19 protein-coding genes are annotated in these 21,836 nt (G+C 33.0%); 12 read left to right on the top strand and 7 right to left on the bottom strand.

The window, feature by feature from the left end; translation table 11 throughout:
* Positions 1-11: 11 nt before the first annotated feature.
* The 6 genes from Q0856_RS07025 to miaB all read right to left on the bottom strand — a co-directional run bounded on the left by Q0856_RS07025 (position 12) and on the right by miaB (position 5,020).
* Entirely contained in the window at positions 12-290 is a 279-nt protein-coding gene (locus Q0856_RS07025; RefSeq protein ID WP_298477999.1) for a co-chaperone GroES, read from the bottom strand.
* Between the two features lie 144 nt (positions 291-434).
* Positions 435-803 (bottom strand): preprotein translocase subunit SecG, encoded by a 369-nt coding sequence (gene secG, locus Q0856_RS07020; protein WP_298478002.1) that lies wholly within the window; start codon positions 801-803, stop codon positions 435-437.
* Entirely contained in the window at positions 803-1,720 is a 918-nt protein-coding gene (locus Q0856_RS07015) for a hypothetical protein (RefSeq protein ID WP_298478005.1), read from the bottom strand. The genes secG and Q0856_RS07015 overlap by 1 nt, the downstream gene beginning before the upstream one ends.
* Positions 1,721-1,726: 6 nt before the next feature.
* A complete protein-coding gene (locus tag Q0856_RS07010) occupies positions 1,727-2,257 on the bottom strand; it encodes an LptE family protein (RefSeq protein WP_298503717.1) in 531 nt (176 codons plus the stop codon).
* Between the two features lie 9 nt (positions 2,258-2,266).
* Entirely contained in the window at positions 2,267-3,550 is a 1,284-nt protein-coding gene (locus Q0856_RS07005) for a sigma-54 dependent transcriptional regulator (RefSeq protein ID WP_298503715.1), read from the bottom strand.
* A gap of 24 nt (positions 3,551-3,574) precedes the next feature.
* Positions 3,575-5,020, bottom strand: a complete 1,446-nt coding sequence (gene miaB / locus Q0856_RS07000) for a tRNA (N6-isopentenyl adenosine(37)-C2)-methylthiotransferase MiaB (protein ID WP_298504035.1) — start codon at positions 5,018-5,020, stop codon at positions 3,575-3,577.
* A gap of 183 nt (positions 5,021-5,203) precedes the next feature.
* On the opposite strand from miaB, the gene Q0856_RS06995 reads away from it, so the two are divergent.
* The 9 genes from Q0856_RS06995 (at position 5,204) to Q0856_RS06955 (ending at position 17,277) form a co-directional block, all read left to right on the top strand.
* Positions 5,204-5,866: a class I SAM-dependent methyltransferase gene (locus tag Q0856_RS06995; protein WP_298503714.1), complete on the top strand. Its 663-nt coding sequence runs from the start codon at positions 5,204-5,206 to the stop codon at positions 5,864-5,866.
* Positions 5,867-6,044: 178 nt separating this feature from the next.
* Positions 6,045-7,286, top strand: a complete 1,242-nt coding sequence (locus tag Q0856_RS06990) for a hypothetical protein (RefSeq protein WP_298503712.1) — start codon at positions 6,045-6,047, stop codon at positions 7,284-7,286.
* Between the two features lie 203 nt (positions 7,287-7,489).
* Positions 7,490-9,997 carry a type I DNA topoisomerase gene (gene topA, locus Q0856_RS06985; RefSeq protein ID WP_298503710.1) on the top strand — a complete coding sequence of 836 codons (2,508 nt, stop codon included), beginning with the start codon at positions 7,490-7,492 and terminating at the stop codon, positions 9,995-9,997.
* Between the two features lies 1 nt (position 9,998).
* Positions 9,999-11,153, top strand: coding sequence for a formimidoylglutamase (locus tag Q0856_RS06980; RefSeq protein WP_298503709.1), 1,155 nt, complete (start codon positions 9,999-10,001; stop codon positions 11,151-11,153).
* A 123-nt stretch (positions 11,154-11,276) separates the two neighbouring features.
* A complete protein-coding gene (gldK, locus tag Q0856_RS06975; protein WP_298478025.1) occupies positions 11,277-12,641 on the top strand; it encodes a gliding motility lipoprotein GldK in 1,365 nt (454 codons plus the stop codon).
* 89 nt (positions 12,642-12,730) lie between these two features.
* A complete protein-coding gene (gldL, locus tag Q0856_RS06970) occupies positions 12,731-13,384 on the top strand; it encodes a gliding motility protein GldL (protein ID WP_298478028.1) in 654 nt (217 codons plus the stop codon).
* Positions 13,385-13,436: 52 nt separating this feature from the next.
* Entirely contained in the window at positions 13,437-15,005 is a 1,569-nt protein-coding gene (gene gldM / locus Q0856_RS06965; protein WP_298503707.1) for a gliding motility protein GldM, read from the top strand.
* Between the two features lie 86 nt (positions 15,006-15,091).
* Complete coding sequence (gldN, locus tag Q0856_RS06960) at positions 15,092-15,994, top strand: gliding motility protein GldN (protein WP_298478033.1); 903 nt, start codon at positions 15,092-15,094, stop codon at positions 15,992-15,994.
* Between the two features lie 221 nt (positions 15,995-16,215).
* Positions 16,216-17,277 (top strand): FAD-binding oxidoreductase, encoded by a 1,062-nt coding sequence (locus Q0856_RS06955; protein ID WP_298503705.1) that lies wholly within the window; start codon positions 16,216-16,218, stop codon positions 17,275-17,277.
* A gap of 37 nt (positions 17,278-17,314) precedes the next feature.
* Here the strand turns inward: Q0856_RS06955 and Q0856_RS06950 are convergent, their stop codons facing one another.
* A complete protein-coding gene (locus tag Q0856_RS06950; RefSeq protein WP_298503703.1) occupies positions 17,315-17,653 on the bottom strand; it encodes a DUF983 domain-containing protein in 339 nt (112 codons plus the stop codon).
* 64 nt (positions 17,654-17,717) lie between these two features.
* Between Q0856_RS06950 and Q0856_RS06945 the strand changes: the two genes are divergently transcribed.
* The 3 genes from Q0856_RS06945 to Q0856_RS06935 all read left to right on the top strand — a co-directional run bounded on the left by Q0856_RS06945 (position 17,718) and on the right by Q0856_RS06935 (position 21,815).
* Entirely contained in the window at positions 17,718-19,631 is a 1,914-nt protein-coding gene (locus Q0856_RS06945) for an ABC-F family ATP-binding cassette domain-containing protein (RefSeq protein ID WP_298503700.1), read from the top strand.
* Between the two features lie 179 nt (positions 19,632-19,810).
* Positions 19,811-20,695 carry a hypothetical protein gene (locus Q0856_RS06940; RefSeq protein ID WP_298503698.1) on the top strand — a complete coding sequence of 295 codons (885 nt, stop codon included), beginning with the start codon at positions 19,811-19,813 and terminating at the stop codon, positions 20,693-20,695.
* A gap of 232 nt (positions 20,696-20,927) precedes the next feature.
* Positions 20,928-21,815: a hypothetical protein gene (locus Q0856_RS06935; protein WP_298503696.1), complete on the top strand. Its 888-nt coding sequence runs from the start codon at positions 20,928-20,930 to the stop codon at positions 21,813-21,815.
* The last annotated feature ends 21 nt before the right edge of the window (positions 21,816-21,836 follow it).

The raw sequence follows: 21,836 nt of genomic DNA, 5'->3' as shown, positions 1-21,836 counted from the left end.
CTAAAAGCAATTTATACAATTGCTAAAATGTCGCTTTCGCGCATCATTAAATAATCAGTTCCTTCTAATTTTAACTCCGTTCCGGCATATTTTCCATAAAGAACAGAGTCTCCAACTTTTACAGTTACAGCTTCATCTTTGGTTCCTGGGCCAACGGCAACAACTTTTCCTTTTTGAGGTTTTTCTTTTGCTGTGTCAGGAATGTATATTCCAGAAGCAGTTTTTGTCTCGGCAGCCATTGGTTCAATAAGAACTCTGTCTGCTAATGGTTGAATGTTTACTTTAGCCATTATTTATAAATTTTTAATTTGGTTTATTAAATTCTAGGTAATGTTAGGCAGTAACTATGCCATTGCCAATTTACTGCCATATTTAAAAAAAAAATGCCAGCTTGTCATAAAGCTGGCATTTTTATATGTTGTAATGTGTGTTTTTTATTTGTCAGCTGTCGGTGTAGTATCCTCTGTTGCTGGTGCAGGTGTTGTAGTTTCTACTGGAGTTGCTTCTTCTGGAACTATAGTTTCTATATCATCTCCTTGTAATAATTTAGAGTCAGAAGTACCAAAACTACCTTTTAAGGCAATGTTAGAGGCTAAAATTAAAACCACTAATAAAGCTCCTAATGTCCAGGTACTCTTATCTAGGAAATCTCCAGTTTTTTTAACACCACCAACTACTTGTTGGCTACCTCCTCCAAAAGAAGAAGATAGTCCGCCACCTTTAGGGTTTTGTACCATTATTACTAATACTAGTAAGAAACATACGATGATTATAAGAATCAAAAAAATGGAAAAGGTGCTCATTATGCTTTATTATTATCCTGTTGTAATTTTTCTACCGCTTGAATTCGGTCTGCAAAGAAACTACTTTTTTCTGGATATTTCAAACTTAATATTTTATAAGCCTGTATGGCTTTCTTATACTTTTTTTGTTCTAAATAAACCTTCGCCAGAGTTTGGGTCATTAATTCATTTTTATCTAGAGTTACCGAGGCTTTAATATCTATCTTTTCTGTTAGTTCTTTTTGAGGAATTATTTTAGGTTTCTTAGCAATAAATTCATCTATTCGGTCAAATTTATTCTTTTTAGAGTGATTAATTGGTGGTGCCTTTTCAGTAGCCTTTGGCTTTCTGCTTATTTCTTTAAATGAAGTAAGTTGTAACCATTCTGCAAAAGAGTGCTTCTCCTTTTGGTTAAAAGGTAAAGGGGAACCAATATCTAAATCGTCTTCGGGTTTTTTAGAAACCTCAGAGATTTCTGTATTGGAATCGGTAAGTGATACATCCTTTTCTTTAGCTTTAAATAGGGCAGGATCTAAAATTTGATTTGCATCTTCCTTGTCTTGCGGTAAGGGTTTGTCTTGCGATTCTTCTATTAAAGGAATTTCTTTGATAGGAACTTTTATTTCTTCGGCAGAGACGTTTAAGTCAGCTATTTCAGTGTTTTTTAATGTAGTACTTGCTCCTTTGGATTTTTGTAAAAAGTCTTTACTGGTTATAAAGTTAAAAAGGACATCTCTATCTGTGGTATATGCCGCAGTAATTTTTAAAGCATTATTGTATTTGTAGCTATTGAGGTTTTTTAATCCTTTTAAATGTAATGCTCTTGCTGCTTGAAAATAAGGATATTCTTCAAGTATTTCTTCTAGCTGATTAGTTTGAACAGGGTTAACGACCTTGTTCGGGTTTTTTAATAGATATGTGAAATCTTCTACATTCATAAGAAATTACCAATCTGCTAAAGAGGCATTAAAAATATCTTGAGTTATACGTTCAAAAATTACTTCGTGGGCTTCAGATTTAACACTTGCTAGTTGTTGATCCGCGCCAAAATCATAAAAGAAAGAGAAGTTTTGTTCAAAATCGGCATCTTCTTTAGTTTTATTATAGAATCTACATTTTACTCTAACAGTGAGTCGGTTTTGAGCGGCACTTTGTTGAGCTGTCGCTGTCATTGGAGATATACGATATTCGGTTATTTCGCCTTCATATAATAAATCTGCATTGTTGGTATTTACCAAATCTAAACTAGATTGATTGAGTATACGGTCTTGTAGTGCTAAGGTAAAATCTCTATCCATTCCAGGTTCAAAAGTAGAACCGGGGCTTTGTGTGGCATAGTTTTGAAAATAATTAACTTGGAAGGTTTTTGCTAAACCTTGATTGCCTCCTGTAAAATTATAAATACCACAGCTACTTAAACTTAGCGTAAGAAGTAATATAAGTACTTTGTTTTTTTTGTTTAATAAAAGATTCATTTCAGAAATTTATAAATCGTATTGTTTAATTTTTCTATAAAGGGTGCGCTCTGATATACCTAATTCTGCTGCTGCTGCCTTACGTTTACCGCGGTTGCGTTCTAAAGATTTTTTTATAAGTTCAATCTCTTTCTCTTGTAAAGATAAGGTTTCTTCTTCTTCTATTTCCTCAGCAAAATGATACTTATCATCTATTATAGATGCTTCAAAATTATTTTGAATTTGCGGTTCTGGTAAATGTAATATGGGTACAGGAGTATTTTCTTCTTTAGGAATTTCTATATCTTCATTAGCGCTTTTCTCATTTCCGTATATTTTTTGAATAAGATGTTCATTTTCTTCTTGGACCTTTTGGGTGTCGTTATTTTTTAACAACTCCATAGTAAGTTTTTTAAGGTCATTAAGGTCTCCTTTCATATCAAACAAAACCTTATAAAGAATTTCGCGTTCATTACTAAAATCGCTTTCCTTTTTGTCCTTATCTACAAGTGCAGGTAAATTATTCGTATTTGCATTTGGAAGATATCCATTTAATGTAGAGATAGAAATATTTCGTTTTTCCTCTAATACAGAAACTTGCTCGGCAATATTACGGAGTTGGCGTATGTTTCCTGGCCATCTGTATTTTAATAGTAATTGTACAGCATTATCATCTAATCTAATCGTTGGCATTTTATATTTTTGCCCAAAGTCAGAAGCAAATTTTCTAAATAGTAAATGAATGTCGTCTTCTCTGTCTCTTAGAGGTGGAATGTTTATTTCTACAGTACTAAGGCGGTAGTATAAATCTTCTCTGAATTTTTCTTTTTTAATAGCTTCAAACATATTTACGTTTGTCGCAGCTACAATACGAACATCGGTTTTTTGTACTTGGGAGGATCCTACTTTTAAAAATTCGCCATTTTCTAAAACACGTAGTAATCGTACTTGTGTGGTAAGGGGTAGTTCACCTACTTCATCTAAAAATATGGTTCCGCCATCTGCCACTTCAAAATAACCACTACGGGTAGATGTGGCTCCGGTAAAAGCCCCTTTCTCATGACCAAAAAGTTCGCTATCTATTGTTCCTTCGGGAATGGCTCCACAGTTTACAGCAATATATTTGGCATGTTTTCTATGGGAAAGAGAATGTATAATTTTAGGAATAGATTCTTTACCAACCCCACTTTCTCCTGTTACTAAAACAGAAATGTCGGTTGGGGCAACTTGTATGGATTTTTCCAATGCTCTATTGAGTTTTGGGTCGTTTCCAATAATTTCAAATCGCTGTTTTATGGCTTGTATATTTTCCATGGAATACTTTTTTATGCCAATTATTTAGTTATTATCCGAATAACCTACTGCTTTTCCTTTTAGAGTGGCAGAAGTGCAATCTTCAATTTTTACATTTACGAAATCTCCTATTTTGTAATTTTCTTTTGGAAAAACAACAACAGTGCTTTGAGAGTTTCTTCCCATCCATTCGCTTTCCGATTTTTTAGAAGTTCCTTCAATAAGTACTTCTTCGGTTTTTCCAATGTGTGCTTGGGTTCTATATTGGCAATGGTCTCTTTGCAGAGCTATAATTTCTGCCAGTCTTCTTTGTTTTACATCGTTAGGGATATCGTCCTCTAATTTTCTTGCAGCCATAGTCCCAGGTCTTTCGGAATAAGCATACATATAGCCAAAATCATATTTTACATATTCTAATGCTTTTAGGGTGTCTTGGTGGTCTTCTTCTGTTTCTGTGGGGAAACCAGCAATCATATCCTGAGAAATAGAACAATCTGGAATTATTTTACGAATATTATCAATTAAAGTAAAGTACTCTTCAATGGTATGCAAACGGTTCATTGCTTTTAAAATTCGGTTACTTCCGCTTTGCACTGGTAAATGAATGTGTTTACATATATTTTTGTATTTAGCCATAGTTTCAATGACTTCTAAAGTCATGTCTTGCGGATTAGAAGTAGAAAACCGAATTCTCATTTTTGGTTGGGCTTCTGCTACGGTAGCTAATAAACTGGCAAAATTTACGGCAGTTGCTTTTTGCATTGTAGAGGCATTGTCAAAATCTTTTCTTAGTCCACCTCCATACCAAAGGTAACTGTCTACGTTTTGTCCTAAAAGTGTTATTTCTTTATATCCCTTACTCCATAAATCGTTAACTTCTTCTAGAATGGATTGTGGCTCTCTACTACGCTCTCTTCCTCTAGTGAAAGGAACTACACAGAAAGTGCACATATTATCGCACCCACGAGTAATAGAGACAAAAGCATTTACGCCATTGGTGTGTAAACGAACCGGAGCAATATCGCCATACGTTTCTTCTTTAGATAAAATTACATTTACAGCGTTTTTGCCATCATCTATTTCTTGAATAAGGTTGGGTAAATCTTTATAGGCATCTGGCCCAACAACCATATCCACAATTTTTTCTTCTTCTAAGAATTTACTTTTTAGTCTTTCTGCCATGCAACCCAAAACACCAACTTTAAGATGTGGTCTATTCTTTTTTATGGCATTAAATTTTTCTAAACGCTTGCGAACAGTTTGTTCTGCTTTGTCTCTAATAGAACAAGTATTAACCAGAACCAAATCGGCTTCCTGTAATCTTTGGGTAGTACAAAAACCCTCTTTGGTTAAGATGGATGCTACAACTTCACTGTCTGCAAAATTCATAGCGCAGCCGTAACTCTCTAAATAAAGTTTGCGGCTAGTATTATTGTTAGTTTCAATAGAAACGGTTGTTCCTTGTATCGATTCGTCTATGGTTTTCTCCATGGAGTTGCTGGGCTTCATTTAGTTTTAAAAGAAGAGCAAAGATAACGCTAAAATCAAATTTATGACAAATTGACAGTTGTAAAATTTTGGTAAATTTTTAGTTAGAATACTTTCGTATAGTAAGTGTTAGTTCTATTAATATATTTCTTAAAAAAAATAATAGAAGAGCTTACCTTTGTAAATATGGGTAAACAACGCAAAAAAGAACCATGGCCAACAAAGGCGGTTATGAGCCAAATTTATGAGAAAAAAATGTGGGGAGGAGAGGCCTCTACAGATTTTTATTCAGGAACGGGTTCTCATGCGTTAGGTATCGTAAACCCATATGTAGAGGAAGTTTTAGAGTTTTTAAATTCGTTGGATAAAAAACTGATTCTATGCGATTTGGGTTGTGGAGATTTTAATGTAGGGAGGCAATTAGTAGATTCTACTCAAAAATATATAGCGGTTGATATTGTCCCTGCATTGATTGAAAGAAATAAAGGGCTTTTTAAAATGGATAACTTAGAATTTCATTGTTTAGATATTTGCAATGATGTTCTACCAAAAGGAGATTGCGCTATTGTTAGGCAAGTTATGCAGCATTTAAATAATGTAGAGATAAATAAACTTTTGGAGAAGTTAGAGCAATATAAATATCTTATTCTTACGGAGCATCTTCCTCTAAAAGAATACACTGCTAATATTGATATTGTTACAGGACAGGGAATACGACTTAAGAAGAATAGTGGTGTAAATATTTTAATGCCACCTTTTTCTATGCGAACAAAAGTGTTGAGAGATTTGAGTGCCGTTAAGTATAATGATAGTAGCGCTATTTTTACTAGGATTTATCAGAATTTTTAATCGGAGGTTGATAGTCAATGGGGGTTTAATTTATCCAATCTGGCATAGAAATAATAAAGAGAATTGTTACTTAATACCTTTTGTTCCTAGGTTAGGTTGTTTATTAGGACAAAAAGATTTTTCGCAACCAATTACGAAGTTACGCATCTAATTTATAACCAATTAAAAATATAGGGTTATGAAAATAAAAGTTGTGTTAGTGCTTATTATTATTTCTTTTGGATTATTTTCTTGCGAAAAAGATGAGGATGGTAAATATGCAGATTATTTAGTAGCGAAACCTTTAAAAATTACAAAAGCGGAGTTTAAAGAAGGGGTAGATATTATAGCTCCTATGCCAATAGATGAATCTGGAAAAATATACTCTTATGAAAATTATATTTTTATAAATGATAAATATAAAGGAGTGCATGTAATAGATAATACAAACCCTTCTTCCCCTAAAAAAATAGCATTTATTAAAATTGCTGGAAATGTAGATATTTCAGTGAAGGACGATTATTTGTATGCAGATAGTATTACAGATTTAATGGTTTTAGATATATCGGACATTCAAAATATTAAAATTATTAATCGTTTAGAAAATGTATTAAGAGATAATGTGGTTTGGCCAGCAGCTGATTTCTACGAGTATGGAGAGATAGATTACGAAAATGAGATGATAATTGGTTGGGAGACGGTTACAGAAAGACGTTTGGTAGAAGACTATGAAGAAAGATTTGGAAGAGAAATAGATGTTGTTTTTAATATGGAAACAGATGCAAGTTCTGTTGGTCAAGGTAGCTCGTTAGCACGTTTTAAAATTGTAGACGATTATTTGTATGCGGTGGATAGTCATAATATAAATGTATTTAATATTGAAGATTTAGGTAATCCGGAAGATTTAGAAGATGTGTATGCCGGTTTCGATATAGAAACAATTTTTAATAGAGGTAATTACCTTTTTTTAGGAAGTATGCGTGGTATGTATATTTATGATATTACAACGCCGGCAACTCCTACTTTTGTTTCTGAATTTGAACATGGTACTGCTTGCGACCCTGTGGTGGTAGATGGCGACTATGCCTATGTTACTTTAAGAGGGGGTAATGAATGCGGAGCAACGGAAAGTGGATTGTTCATTGTGGATATATCTGATATGGCAAATCCGGTTTTGGAAAAAACATATCCTCTAGAAGGCCCTTATGGATTAGGTATAAAAGATGAAAAATTATTCATTTGCGATGGTGCTGCAGGATTAAAAGTATATGATAAAACAGATATTGCAGACTTAAAGCAGTTAAATCATTTTAAGAATATAGATACTTTTGATGTAATTCCTTTAGAAAATCAATTGCTAATGGTAGGAGATGAGGTTTTGTATCAATATGAATATCTAAATAATAATATTAAATTAATAAGCACTTTAGAATTAAACTAAGACAGCTTAAAAGTAAATAACCTTGGGATAAGCCGATAAGGAAGTTAAAATATATTTTATTTTTAGGCATGCTTCTTAGCATTTAAATTTCGATTATCGAATAAAAAAGTCTCTTTTGAAGAGGCTTTTTTTTATACATATATATTAAGGTACCTTAATTAATTAAAAAATTCGACTACTTTTGTAGCTTCAAAAACTAATGAATGGCTAAGAATTTAGTAATAGTAGAGTCGCCGGCAAAGGCAAAAACCATAGAGAAGTTTTTAGGTAAAGATTTTAAAGTAGAGTCCAGTTTTGGGCACATTGCAGATTTACCTTCCAAGGAACTTGGTGTAGATGTAGATAAGGATTTTGAACCTAAATATATTGTAGATAAGGACAAGAAAGCCTTGGTAAAAAAATTAAAGGACTTAGCAAAGAAAGCAGAAACTATATGGTTAGCGAGTGATGAAGATCGCGAGGGAGAAGCTATATCTTGGCATTTGGCAGAAGAGCTAAAGTTAGACAAGGACAAGACAAAAAGAATTGTATTTAACTCTATTACTAAATCTGCAATTCAGAAAGCGATAGAAAATCCAAGAGAAATAAATTATAACTTGGTAAATGCACAGCAGGCAAGAAGAGTTTTAGATCGTTTAGTAGGGTACCAATTATCACCAGTACTTTGGAAAAAAATTAAGCCGGGCCTTTCGGCGGGTAGAGTACAGTCGGTAGCGGTGCGTCTAATTGTAGAAAGAGAAAGAAGTATAGAAGGCTTTACTCCTGTAGCTTCATATAGAATATCTGCTCAGTTTCTTACTAAGGAAGGAAGCGTATTTACTGCAAAGTTGAATAAAACATTTTCATCTAAAGTAGACGCGCAAGAATTTTTAGATAAAAATATTAATGCTAATTTTTCGGTTGGTAATTTAGATAAAAAACCAGCAAAAAAATCGCCTTCTGCACCATTTACAACTTCTACTTTACAACAAGAGGCATCGAGAAAATTATATTTTTCGGTGGGTAGAACCATGCAAGTGGCACAAAGGTTGTATGAAGCAGGGCTTATTACCTATATGAGAACAGATAGCGTAAATCTTTCTAATGAAGCAATTAATGCGGCAAAAGATGCTATCATTCAAAATTATGGAGAATCGTATAGTACGGTACGTAATTTTACAGGAAAAACAAAAGGAGCGCAAGAGGCGCATGAAGCTGTTAGACCTACAGATATGTTACGTTCTTCGGTGTCTTTAGAAAGAGACCAATCTAAATTATATGAACTTATTTGGAAGCGTACCATAGCTTCTCAAATGAGCGATGCCCAATTAGAGCGAACAAATGTTAAAATAAAAGCCAATACCCACTCCGAAGAATTTACTGCAAACGGAGAAGTTATAAAATTTGATGGATTTTTAAAGGTATATCTAGAAGGTTCCGATGATGAAGACCAAGCCGAAGAGCAAGAAGGTATGTTGCCGGCAATGCAAGTAGGAGAAGCTTTAGATAATAAATACATTACAGCAACAGAACGTTTTTCTAGGGCTCCTTATAGATTTACAGAAGCTTCTTTAGTTAAGAAGTTAGAAGAATTAGGAATTGGTAGACCGTCTACTTATGCCCCAACTATTTCTACTGTTCAAAATAGAGGATATATAGAAAAAGGAACTATTGAAGGTGTAGAAAGGAAGTATACACAGTTGGTTTTAGAGGAAAATACAGTAAAAGAAAAGAACCTTACAGAAACTGTTGGGTCCGATAAAGGTAAAATGGTGCCTACAGATATAGGTATGATTGTTACAGATTTCCTTGTGAGTAATTTTGCTACCATTTTGGATTATAATTTTACAGCAAAAGTTGAGGAAGATTTTGATGAGATAGCAACAGGAGAAGAAGATTGGAAAAAAGTAATGAAAACTTTTTATTCTGATTTTCATCCTACCGTATTAGATGTAGAAGCAAATGCAGAACGCGCTAGTGGGGAACGTATTTTAGGAAAAGACCCTAAAACAGGAAGACAAGTTTCTGTACGTTTGGGGAGGTTTGGGCCAATGGTGCAAATAGGAACAGCCGAAGAAGAAGAGAAACCGTTATTTGCTAGTTTGTTGCCAGAGCAGAATCTAGGGAGTATAACTTTCGAAGATGCAATGGAACTTTTTAAACTGCCAAGAGATTTGGGAGTTTATGAAGGAGAAGAAGTAGCTGCTAATGTGGGAAGATTTGGTCCGTATGTTCGTTTTGGAAAAAAGTTTATCTCTTTACCAAAAGACGAAAGTGCTATGAACATAACCATGGAAAGAGCCATTGAACTTATCATAGAAAAACAAAAAGCAGATGCTCCTATAGCTTCTTATGAAGATAAAGATGTAGTTAAGGGTGTTGGTCGTTTTGGACCTTTCATTAAGTGGGATGGTATGTTTATCAATGTAAACAAAAAATACGATTTCGATAATCTTTCGCAAGCAGATATTGAAGAATTGATTGAAGCTAAAAAACAGAAAGAGATAGATAAAGTTTTACATAACTGGGAAGAAGAAGGTATTCGTGTTGAAAAAGCAAGATGGGGTAGACATAATGTGTTAAAAGGCAAAATTAAAGTAGAACTGGCTAAAACCGTGGATGCTGCTGCTATGACATTAGAGGAGGCAAAAGCTTTAATAGAGGCAAAAACTCCAAAGAAAAAAGCGAAAGCGAAGGCGAAACCTAAAGCAAAACCTAAAGCTAAAAAATAATATGGCGTTTGATTTTTTAGTGCCTGTAGAAGATAAAGTAATGGCACATTGCGAACTATTGCCGGAGCAGGCTTTAGGGAGAAACATTCATGCACATACGCAAAAAGACGGTTTACCAGTTTTGGCAAATGCATCTATAGCAATATTAGGTGTAAAAGAATCTAGAAACGCTTTCGAAAAAAAGCCAGAAAAATTAGATGTTTCTGCAATAAGAATCCAATTTTATAAATTAATGTCTGGTAATTGGGATTCTACTATCGTTGATATGGGCGATATTGAAGAAGGAGAATCAGTAGAAGATACGTATTTTGTAGTTAAAGAAATAGTTGCAGGTTTAATTGAGGAAAATGTTATACCTATTATACTTGGAGCAACACAAGATGTAACCTACGCAGCATATAGAGCTTTCGATGGTTTAAAAGACATGATTAATTTGGTGGCAGTAGATAGTCGCTTTGATTTTGGAATGGAAGATGAACTTATATCTTCTCATTCTTATATGAGTAAAATTATTACAGACAAACCAAATAATTTATTCAACTTTTCTAATATAGGGTATCAAAGTTATTTTAATGCTCAAGAAGAATTAGACCTAATGGAGCGTTTATTTTTCGATTCCTATAGGTTAGGAGAAATGTTTAATGATATTTCTTTGGCGGAACCGGTGTTGCGAAATGCGCATATGGTAAGTTTAGATGTACGTTCTATTAAAGCAAGTGAAATTTGTTTTTCGGAGAATTTTTCGCCTAATGGATTTACCGGACGAGAAATATGTGCTATTGCTAGGTATGCCGGTATCAGTGACAAGATAAGTGTATTTGGTATTTATGAAATGGAAAACACCGTGCAATCTTGTCAAATTATTGCGCAAATAATGTGGTATTTTGTAGAAGGATTTAATTTTAGAATCTCGGAATCTCCATACTCCAATGCCGACTTTATGAAGTATATTGTGCCTAATGAAACCGAAGAACTTATTTTTCATAAAAGTTTATTAACAGAAAGATGGTGGGTAGAAGTACCATCTATTTTGTCTTCACATACTAAAACAAATTCACCTGCGTTATTACCATGCACAGAAAAGGACTATTTAGATGCATGTAATCAGAATATTCCGGAAAGGTGGTTTAAGGCCTATAAAAAAGGCTTCAATTAACAATAAAATTTTTTTAAAGGATTACAAGTACAATACAATAATTTGCTCAAATCGTAGTTTTAGAGAGTAGAATAAACAATTGTGTTTGCAATTTTTAACCATAATCGAAATTTAACCTAAAGTATGAAGAAGCTATTGTTATCATCTATAGCGTTTGTTTTTTTACTCACCAGTTGTGGGTCTAAAACTAAAGGAGAGCTAGTCGGAGTCCAAGGAAAGAAGTGGTATCCGGAAAAACCTTATGGAATGGAATTGATCCCAAGAGGGTCTTTCATTATGGGTAAGAGTGAAGAAGATCAAGCTAAAGTTCTCAACGCGCCAACCAAAACAGTAACCGTTCGTTCTTTTTATATGGATGACACGGAAATTACAAATAGCGAATATCGCCAGTTTGTAGAATGGGTTAAAGATTCTATTACAAGAACAAAATTGGCAATTCTTGCTGATGAGTTAGGTATTGGTCCAGAAGAAGGAGGAATTGGCGATTTTGTATTTAAAGATGCGGATACAACAAAAGCTTCAGTTTACGACAAGTACATGCTAGATAATTACTCTGGTATGGGAGAAACTGGTTTTGAAGGTAGAGCTTTAAACAAAGACGAAGATTTAATTTGGGATGTATCTGAATACCCAGACGAATATTATACAGAAGTTATGGATTCTCTTTATATTCCTGAAGAAGAGTCTTATAATGGACAAAGAACTATAGATGTAACTAAACTTAAATATAAGTATAGTTGGATGGATATTGAGGCGGCAGCACGTGCTTCTAGAAAAGGAAACAAAAGTAGAAAAGACTTTATCCGTCATGAAGAATTAGAAATTTATCCTGATACAACGGTATGGATTCGCGATTTTGAATATTCGTATAACGAACCAATGCACAACGATTACTTTTGGCATGATGCATATAGCGAATACCCTGTAGTTGGTATTTCTTGGAAACAAGCACAAGCCTTTTGTAACTGGAGAACAAAATATAAAAACGACGATCAAAAGAGTAAAGGAGCTCAGTTCGTAAATAAATTTAGATTACCTACCGAAGCAGAATGGGAATATGCTGCAAGAGGTGGTATCGAAGGAGGGACATACCCATGGGGTGGACCTTATGTAATAAGCGATACAGGATGTTTTATGGCCAACTTTAAACCACAACGTGGAGATTATGCAGCCGATCAAGCATTGTATACTGTAGAAGCTAAAGCATACGAGCCTAACGATTTTAATCTATATAACATGGCAGGGAACGTTTCAGAATGGACAAACTCTAGCTACGATCCTAACTCTTACGAGTATGTTTCTACAATGAATCCAAACGGAGGAGACGGTAGTAACGAAAGAAAAGTTATTAGAGGAGGATCATGGAAAGATGTTGCTTACTTCCTACAGGTAAGTACCAGAGATTATGAATATGCAGATTCAGCACGTAGTTACGTTGGTTTTAGAACCGTACAAGATTACATGGGTGAGGAAGATGCAACTAAATAAGAATTTTATTAACAAGTATATTTAAATACACAAGTATCAAATTTTAACCAAATCTTTATTATTTATTAAACCTTAAATTAAATTAAATTATGGCACAGTCAAAATCAACAAAGAAATTATTCAATATGGCCTATGGTCTTGGAGCCTCTATTGTAATTATCGGAGCTTTATTTAAAATTCTTCACTGGGAATTTGGACCATTAACAGGTGGATTATTATTAGCAGTAGGTCTTATTACAGAGGCACTTATTTTTGCTATTAGTGCGTTTGAGCCTATTGATGACGAATACGATTGGTCTTTAGTATACCCTGAATTAGCAGGTGGTATGGCTGGAGAGAAAAATGTAAACGAAGCAGCACAAATTAAAGAATCAGAAGCTTCTTTATCTAAAAAATTAGATAACCTTTTACAAGAAGCTGGTATCGATGCGAACTTAATGGAGAGCTTAGGTTCTAGTATTAAGAATTTTGAAGGAGCTGCAAAAGGAATCGCACCTACTGTAGATGCAATGGAGTCTACTAAGAAATATTCTGATGAAATGGTACAAGCTGCATCTCAGATGGAATCTTTAAACAGTCTTTATAAAGTGCAGTTAGAAAGTGCAAGCAAGCAAGCTTCTGTAAACGAAGAAGTGGTACAAAATGCAAGTGCATTAAAAGAGCAAATGGCATCTTTATCTACAAACCTATCTTCATTAAATGGAGTGTATGGTGGAATGTTATCTGCAATGAGCAAAAACTAATTAGATATTAGTAAATAACCCCAAATTAATAACAAAATCTAATTAGAAAAACATGGCAGGAGGAAAACAGTCACCACGTCAGAAAATGGTAAACCTAATGTATTTGGTTTTCATTTGTATGTTGGCATTAAATATGAGTAAAGAAGTTCTAGCAGCATTCGGAATTATGAATGTGAAGATGGAAGCTTCTAATGCGAAAACAACGGATAACAACTTAGCCTTAGTAGATAATTTAGGAACGAAAGCTTCTGAAGATGCTAAAAAATACGGAGAGTTGTATAAAAAAGCGGAAAGGATAAAAGTTTTATCTCAAGACTATTATGATTATTTGGAAGGTCTTAAAGCCGAAATGATGAAAGGCGTTAAGGATCCAAAAGATTATGCAGTAATGGATAAGTCAGATTTCTTAGATCAAAAGTTCTTTCAAGGCGATAATCTTGCCGAAGGCGGTAAAGAATTCATGAAAAGAATTAACGATTATCGTACGCAAATATCTGCTATTTTACCATCAAATATGAAAGATGTAAAAACATCTGTTAGCACTAGATTTGAAACTGGTGATGCTAATGGTAAAGTAGAAAAGAGAGACGGTACAAAGCAAGATTGGATTAACTATCATTATGAAGGTTTTCCATTAATCGCTTCTAAAGCTAAGTTAACTGCTTTACAGTCAGATATTAGAGCAACAGAAGAAGATGCTTTAAAGTCAATGTTAGCTGGTAACTTAACAGATCAGGTTTCTTTAAAAAACTTTGCAACTTCTTTAAGTGCTAGTAAATCAGCATTTTATAGTGGAGAAAAGTATGATGGAAAAATTATCATTAGTAAAACAGATAATTCTTCTACTCCAGTAAGAGCAGAGTTAAAACTAGACGGTAGAAAACTTGTAGAAGGTAAAGATTATAAGTTAGAAGCTGGTGGAGTAAAATTGTTAATAGGAGCTGGAGCAGCTGGCGATCATTCAGTAGAAGGTCAAATTTTCTTCAAACAAGACGGAGAAGAGATACCTGTAAAAGTAAAGAATGCTTTTGCTACAATATCTAAGCCTAATGCAGCATTAATTGCAGCAGATAAGATGAACGTTGTTTATCGTGGTGTTCCTAACCCAATGTCTATATCTATACCTGGTATACCTAACAATAAGGTTAGTGCTTCTGCAGCTGGTCTTAGAAAAAGTTCTGGTAGCAAGTATATTATGACTCCAGGAAAAGGAAGAACAGTTAGTATTGTTGCTTCTGGTACATTACCTGACGGACAAAGAGTATCTTCTAAATCTGAGTTTAGAATTAAAGATATTCCAAGACCTTCTGGTTCTATTAGAGGAGAATCTGGTTCTGCTAAAATGCCTAGAAAAAACTTAGAAGTATCTACAGTTGGTGCATTATTAGAAGATTTCGATTTCGATTTAAATCTTAAAGTAAGCGGATTTAAATTTAAAGTTCCTGGACAGCCAACAGTTAGTGTTAAAGGTAGTAGATTAGATTCTAGAGCTAAATCAGCATTAAAGAGAGCTAAAAGAGGTGATGCAGTACAGATATTTGATATCAATGCGTACATCACAAATAACAAAGGTTATAAATTAAAGAAAGTATCTCCAGTAGTTGTTGAGATTACAAACTAATAATTAGTAACTATAAAAATGTAATGAGTTATTTAACTAAAATGGCTCATTACATTTTAAAAAATTAAAACAATAAATATTTACAAATGAATTGGAAAAAAGTTTTATTAATCGGAGCAGTTAGTTTTTTGCCCTTGTCCATGATGGCCCAAGCGAATATTTTAAACGCTAAAAAGCCACAAGAAATTGGAATAAGAACTGCTGAGCAAAAAGCTTTGGACAACGATGCCCCATTAAGATATGGTTATGTAGATGACAGAGACATTCTTTGGTCTAAAACTATATGGGAAACGGTTGACTTAGATGAGCGTGTAAACTTTCCTTTATACTACCCTATAGATACTATAGATATAGGTTCTGATAGAAGATCTTTATATGATGTTTTAATAAAAAACATTAAAAATGGAAAGCTAGAAGATGTATACGTGGATTCTTATTTTACAGAAAAAAGAAAATTCAGTGATTTAGAAGCTACATTACAGAAAGTAGATACTACTGATTATGGATACGAGCAGTTAAATGCTGGTGAACAAATCTCAGAAGAGTATATTAACAAAAGAGATTTAACCGCAGCTGATATCGAAGAATACCGTATTAAAGGAATTTGGTATTTTGATAAAAGGCAAGGAGAATTAAAATACCGTTTATTAGGTATTGCTCCGGTAGCTCCAGATGTTAACTTTATAGATGATGAGTCTATGGATCCAGGAGATGCTAAAGTGGAACTTTTCTGGGTATGGTACCCAAGTGCAAGACAAATTTTGCACGAGGCTAAGGTCTTTAACCAACGTAATTCTGCACAGCCAATATCTTTTGATATGTTACTTAATGCAAGAAGGTTTAATGCCGTAATTTATAGAGAAGATAATGTGCATGGAGACCGTAAGGTTAGCGATTATATTGCAGACAATGCATTGTTTCAATTATTGGAAGCCAAACGTATAAAAGAGGTTATCCGAGACAGGGAACAAGATATGTGGGCATATTAACCACTTAGAATATTCCAATTCAATATAATATGATAAAAATCCTCAGCGAAAGCTGAGGATTTTTTTATTCCCCCTCCCAATTGGTTTAATACCTTGTGTTACTATTGAAAGAGTACATCATATTTTTTAAGTGTACCAAAGATTTACCCTGAGATAGTTTATAGTAAAAATTCGAATACCAGATATATGACATACTATATAGTTTATAATACCTTTGTCTTATGGTAGATTACTTAGTAGTAGGTTTAGGATTGGCAGGAATATCTTTTTGCGAACAATTGCAGAAAAACAATAGAACGTTTAAAGTTGTAAGTAACAATTCTCAAACATCGTCCATTGTAGCTGGTGGATTATATAATCCGGTAATTCTTAAAAGATTTACTCTAGCATGGAACGCCAAAGAACAATTAGAGCTAGCGAAACCTTTTTATGCGGCATTAGAAAAAAAGTTACAGATTAAACTAGATTATAAAGTTCCTGTATATAGAAAGTTTGCATCTATAGAAGAGCAAAATTTATGGTTTGAAGCTGCAGATAAAATAGCATTGCAATCATTTTTATCTACCAAAATAATAAAGAATACAAATAATGCAATAGAAGCGCCATTTGGTTTCGGAGAGGTTTTAAATACGGGGAGGATAGATACAAATACTCTAGTTAAAAAGTATGCAGAATATTTAGAAGGCCTTGAGTTACTAGAAAAAGAGGTGTTTAGTTTTACAGATTTAAAACATACCATAGAAGGAGTTCATTATAAATCTATAAAAGCAAAAAAAATAGTCTTTGCTACTGGTTATGGCTTAAAGAGTAACCCGTATTTTAATTACTTGCCTTTAAATGGTACCAAAGGAGAATTACTTACCATTAGTGCGCCCGAATTAAAGGAAGAAAATGTTATAAAATCTTCCGTTTTTACTATACCAATGGGTAAGAGCTTATATAGAGTAGGTGCAACCTATAAATGGAAAGATAAAACCAATGCGCCAACTATAGAAGCTAAGGAAGAGCTGTTAAAAAAACTAGATACTTTTTTAAAGTGCAGCTATAATGTTATAGACCATAAAGCTGGTATTAGGCCAACAGTAGCGGACAGAAGACCTTTATTAGGAAGGCATCCAGAACATAATAATATGTTTGTCTTGAATGGTTTTGGCTCTAGAGGAGTAATGATTGCTCCTTATGCTTCGGGGGTATTATTAAATCATATAGAACATAACGCTCCCTTACCTAAAGAAATTGATATTTCAAGATTTACAAAAAAGTATTACACTCCTATTGCTTAATTTTTTCTTCAGGATTATAGGGTATAAAAAAGTTGATTCAGATATTTCTAGATAAACGCATAATAATGGGCATAAAGAAAATTAAAGTGCCAATTATTGCAAAAAAAGAAGTTAAAAGGCCAGACTGTAAAATTAATTTGGATATTACAAAGGCGGCAACAGCAAAGGCAATACCAACACCGTAACTTACGTACATAGCACCATAAAAAAAGGATGGTTCTATTTTATATTTGGTGTTACACTGGGAACAACGCTCATGCATTTTTAGAATATTACCCAAATGATAGGGGTTTTTGTCTAAATACATGCTTTCTTCATGACATTTAGGACAAGTTCCTGTTAAAATACTGTAGAGTTTGTTTCCTTTTTTTAACATTTGCAAAATGTTTTTGTAAAAGTACAAGAATGTGTTCTATATAATTTAAAATTCAACTGCTAAAATGCTCAATATCCATAACCTTTCTGTTTCGTTTGGAGGCGAATATTTATTTCAAGAAATATCTTTTAGATTAAACGGGGGTAACCGTGTTGGTTTAGTAGGGAAAAACGGAGCAGGGAAGTCTACTCTATTAAAATTACTATCTAAAGATATGCCAATAGATTCTGGTACTATCGCAATAGAAAAAGATATAAAAATAGGTTTCTTAAGACAAGATATTGATTTTGTATTGGGCAGAACTGTTTTGGAAGAGTCCTACCAGGCTTTTGAAGAAATTAAGGCCTTAGAACTTAAGATAGATGAAATAAATCATCAGCTCGCGGAACGTACCGATTATGAAAGCGAAGGGTATAATCAACTTATTATAGATTTAAGTGACATTACGCATCATTATGAAATATTAGGAGGGTATAATTATCAAGGAGAGACAGAGAAAATACTACAAGGCTTAGGTTTTAAACGCGAGGATTTTGATAAAAAAACGGAAACGTTTTCTGGCGGATGGCGTATGCGTATAGAACTGGCGAAGTTGTTATTACAGAGTAATGATGTTTTGTTGTTAGATGAGCCAACAAATCATTTAGATATTGAATCTATTATATGGTTAGAGCAGTTTTTAAATAATTATTCTGGGGCAGTAGTTATTGTATCACATGATAAAATGTTCTTAGATAATGTTACGAATAGAACTATAGAAATTTCTTTAGGGAGAATATATGATTATAATAAACCATATAGTGAGTATTTAGTTTTAAGACAAGAAATAAGAGATCAACAGCTAAGTATTCAGAAAAACCAAGATAAAGAAATACAACAAGCAGAACGTTTAATAGAAAAATTTAGAGCAAAATCTACCAAAGCTTCTATGGCACAGTCCTTAATGAAGAAGTTAGATAAAATGGATCGTATTGAGGTAGATGAAGATGATAATAGTGTTATGAATTTGCGTTTTCCAATTTCTATAACTCCAGGAAAAGTGGTAGTAGAAATAGAGAATTTGGCAAAGAATTATGGAGAGAAGCAAGTTTTAGAGAATATAAATCTTTTAATAGAAAGAAATAGTAAAACTGCTTTTGTGGGTCAAAATGGTCAGGGTAAATCTACCTTAGCTAAAATAATGGTTGGTGATATTGAGTATGATGGTCATTTAAAACTAGGACATAATGTGCAAATAGGATATTTTGCTCAAAATCAGGCAGAGTATTTAGATGGTAATAAAACCATTTTAGATACTATGATAGATGCTGCAAATGAAAAAAATAGAAGCAAGGTAAGAGATATACTTGGGTCTTTTCTTTTTCGCGGAGATGATGTTGAGAAATATGTAAAAGTACTATCCGGAGGAGAACGAAATAGGTTAGCATTAGCCAAAATGTTATTACAACCTTTCAACGTATTGGTAATGGATGAACCAACCAACCACTTAGATATTAAATCTAAAAATGTATTAAAACAGGCATTGCAAAATTTTGAAGGTACATTAATATTAGTTTCTCATGATAGAGATTTTCTACAAGGGCTAACAAATAGTGTTTATGAATTTAAAGATAAGCATATTAAAGAGTACTTAGGAGATGTAGATTATTATTTAGAACAACGTAAAGAGGAGAACTTTAGAAATATTGAAAAAACAGAGAAAACTACTAAAGTAAAAGAATCTGCATCTAAGAATACAAATGATTTTCAAAATCAGAAAAAAGTAAAGTCATTAAAGAATAGGCTAAGCTCAGTAGAGAGTAAGATTGCGAGTTTAGAAAAAGAAATTAGCGATATTGATCACGAATTGTTAATGAATTATGACGAAACCATAGCTAAGCCAAACTTTTTTGATTCTTACGAGACAAAAAAGAAAACCTTAGAAGAGCTAATGGCCAAATGGGAAGATATTACTATTGAATTGGAGCAGGTGTCTTAATTCAAAGATTATTAAGTAATAAAATTCCTACACCACAAAAAAGAAGTACTACACAACAAAATTGAGCATTTCACCGAATACTTTTGGTTTTCTTCCGTTAATAGTTCAAATTTGTAAGATAATTCTTAGTTAGAGTTGTTAAATTATTTTTTAGCTTTATAAAAGCAAAAACTTTATATATGAAAAAAGTCATTTACATATTGTTCGTAATGTTTTTAATTTCCAATGTGGTTACAGCTAAAGTATCTAAAAAGGAAAAGAAAGCTCTTTTGGATTTGTACAATAGCACGAATGGTGCCCACTGGATTAAAAAATGGGATTTAAAAGCTCCGGTCTCTAATTGGTATGGAGTTAAAGTGGAAGATAACCATGTTGTGGAGATTAATTTATTTAGAAATAATTTAATGGGCAAACTTCCTGCGAGTATAGGAGAGTTAAGTCATTTAATAAAATTAAATCTTGCATTTAATTCTATAACAGGGGAATTACCTAAAGAAATTGTGGAGTTACAAGAATTAAAGACCTTGAAATTAGAAATGAATAGGTTAAAGGGGATAATTCCTAATGCAATTGGTAGTTTAGATAAATTACAAGAATTAACAATGTTCAATAATTTTATTTCGGGCTCTATTCCAGATAGTATTGGAGAAATAGCCGGTTTAAAGGTGTTAAACTTATCTAGTAATAATTTAAGAGGAGAAATACCTAGTTCTCTAGGTGATTTAGCCGAGCTTGAAATTTTAGGGCTTTTTGAGAACTCCTTGTTTGGAGCAATTCCAAATGAAATGGGAAAATTAAGTCAATTAAAAGAATTGGTTTTGGCTAACAATCAATTAAATGGCTCTATTCCAGAAGAATTTGGTCAATTAGCAAGCTTAGAAGTATTACAGATTCAGAATAATGAGTTTAATTCTTATAAAAGTTTGCAAATGATGGATAGCCGTCAGTTTTTAGTTTTTGATTACGATAAAGATGTAGAAAAAGTAGATTTTAAAGATATAAATTTCAGCAAGTCAAGAATGGCTGATACAAAATTTGAAGATGAAGAGGAGGATGAAAATTAAATAATATTTTAGTTAGTTTGGTTAATGGTGGGGGTGTGTGGTGCACCCCTTTTTTTTGTTCATTATTTTGTGAATAATAAAAAATGCAATTTTTTTATCAGAAAACACTATTAATTACGTTTGTTATATACTAATATAATTTATTTAAGGTCTATTGTTGACGAATAAATAGGGTAATTACCAATATAGAAAAATAAATTATAGTAGTTAAACCAGGCTAATTATATAGATTATGAAACAAGTTTTACTCCCCATAAAAATTGTGTTACTTCTTTTTTTTACCAATATTGTAATGTCGCAAATATCTAAAAAAGAGAGGGTTGCTTTATTAGATTTATATAATTCAACTAATGGCAATGAATGGTCGACCCCTTGGGATATATCTAAGCCCATCGATAGTTGGTATGGCGTAACCTTAAAAGATAACCATGTAGTGTCTATTAGTTTACATAGAAATAATCTGCAAGGGAATATTCCAAAATCAATTAAAAATTTAGCTTTTTTAGAAGAATTAAATTTAGCTTTTAATAAATTATCAGGAAACTTACCAGAAGAAATAACAAGTTTTTCAGAGTTAAAAATTTTGAAGTTAGAGATGAATCAGTTTAAGGGAGAGTTACCTAAGGATTATTCTAGGCTGCTAAACTTAAAAGAGTTAACGTTGTTTAATAATTCGTTGGTAGGCGACATCCCTAGAGGAATAGGAGCAATGTCTAGTTTAACTCTTTTGAACTTATCTAGTAATTATTTAACGGGTAATTTGCCAAAGGAAATAGAAGAAATGACTTCTTTGGAAAGTATTGAGCTATTTGGAAACAAATTTGAAGGCCAGATTAATGTGGATTTAAGCGAATTAAAAAATTTAAGAGAATTAGTTTTGGCTTATAATAATTTTGATGGTGTTGCCCCTAAAGGACTTCAGAAACTTTCTAAGTTAAAATTTGTACAACTACAGGGAAATAAATTTAGTTCTTTTAAAGGATTAGAAAATCTTCAGAATCAAAGTTTGTTAACTTTTGATAGTGATAATGCAGAATTGAATAGAAAATATAATAAGCCAAGATTTAGTTTATCTCGCTTGGCAGATTCTAAATTCGAAGATACTAGAGTAAGACATTAAAAAATAAATAAATAAGTTTTA

The sequence above is a fragment of the uncultured Maribacter sp. genome (assembly GCF_947496775.1).
Lineage (GTDB): Bacteria > Bacteroidota > Bacteroidia > Flavobacteriales > Flavobacteriaceae > Maribacter_B.
This window is presented reverse-complemented; position numbering and strand designations above follow the sequence as displayed.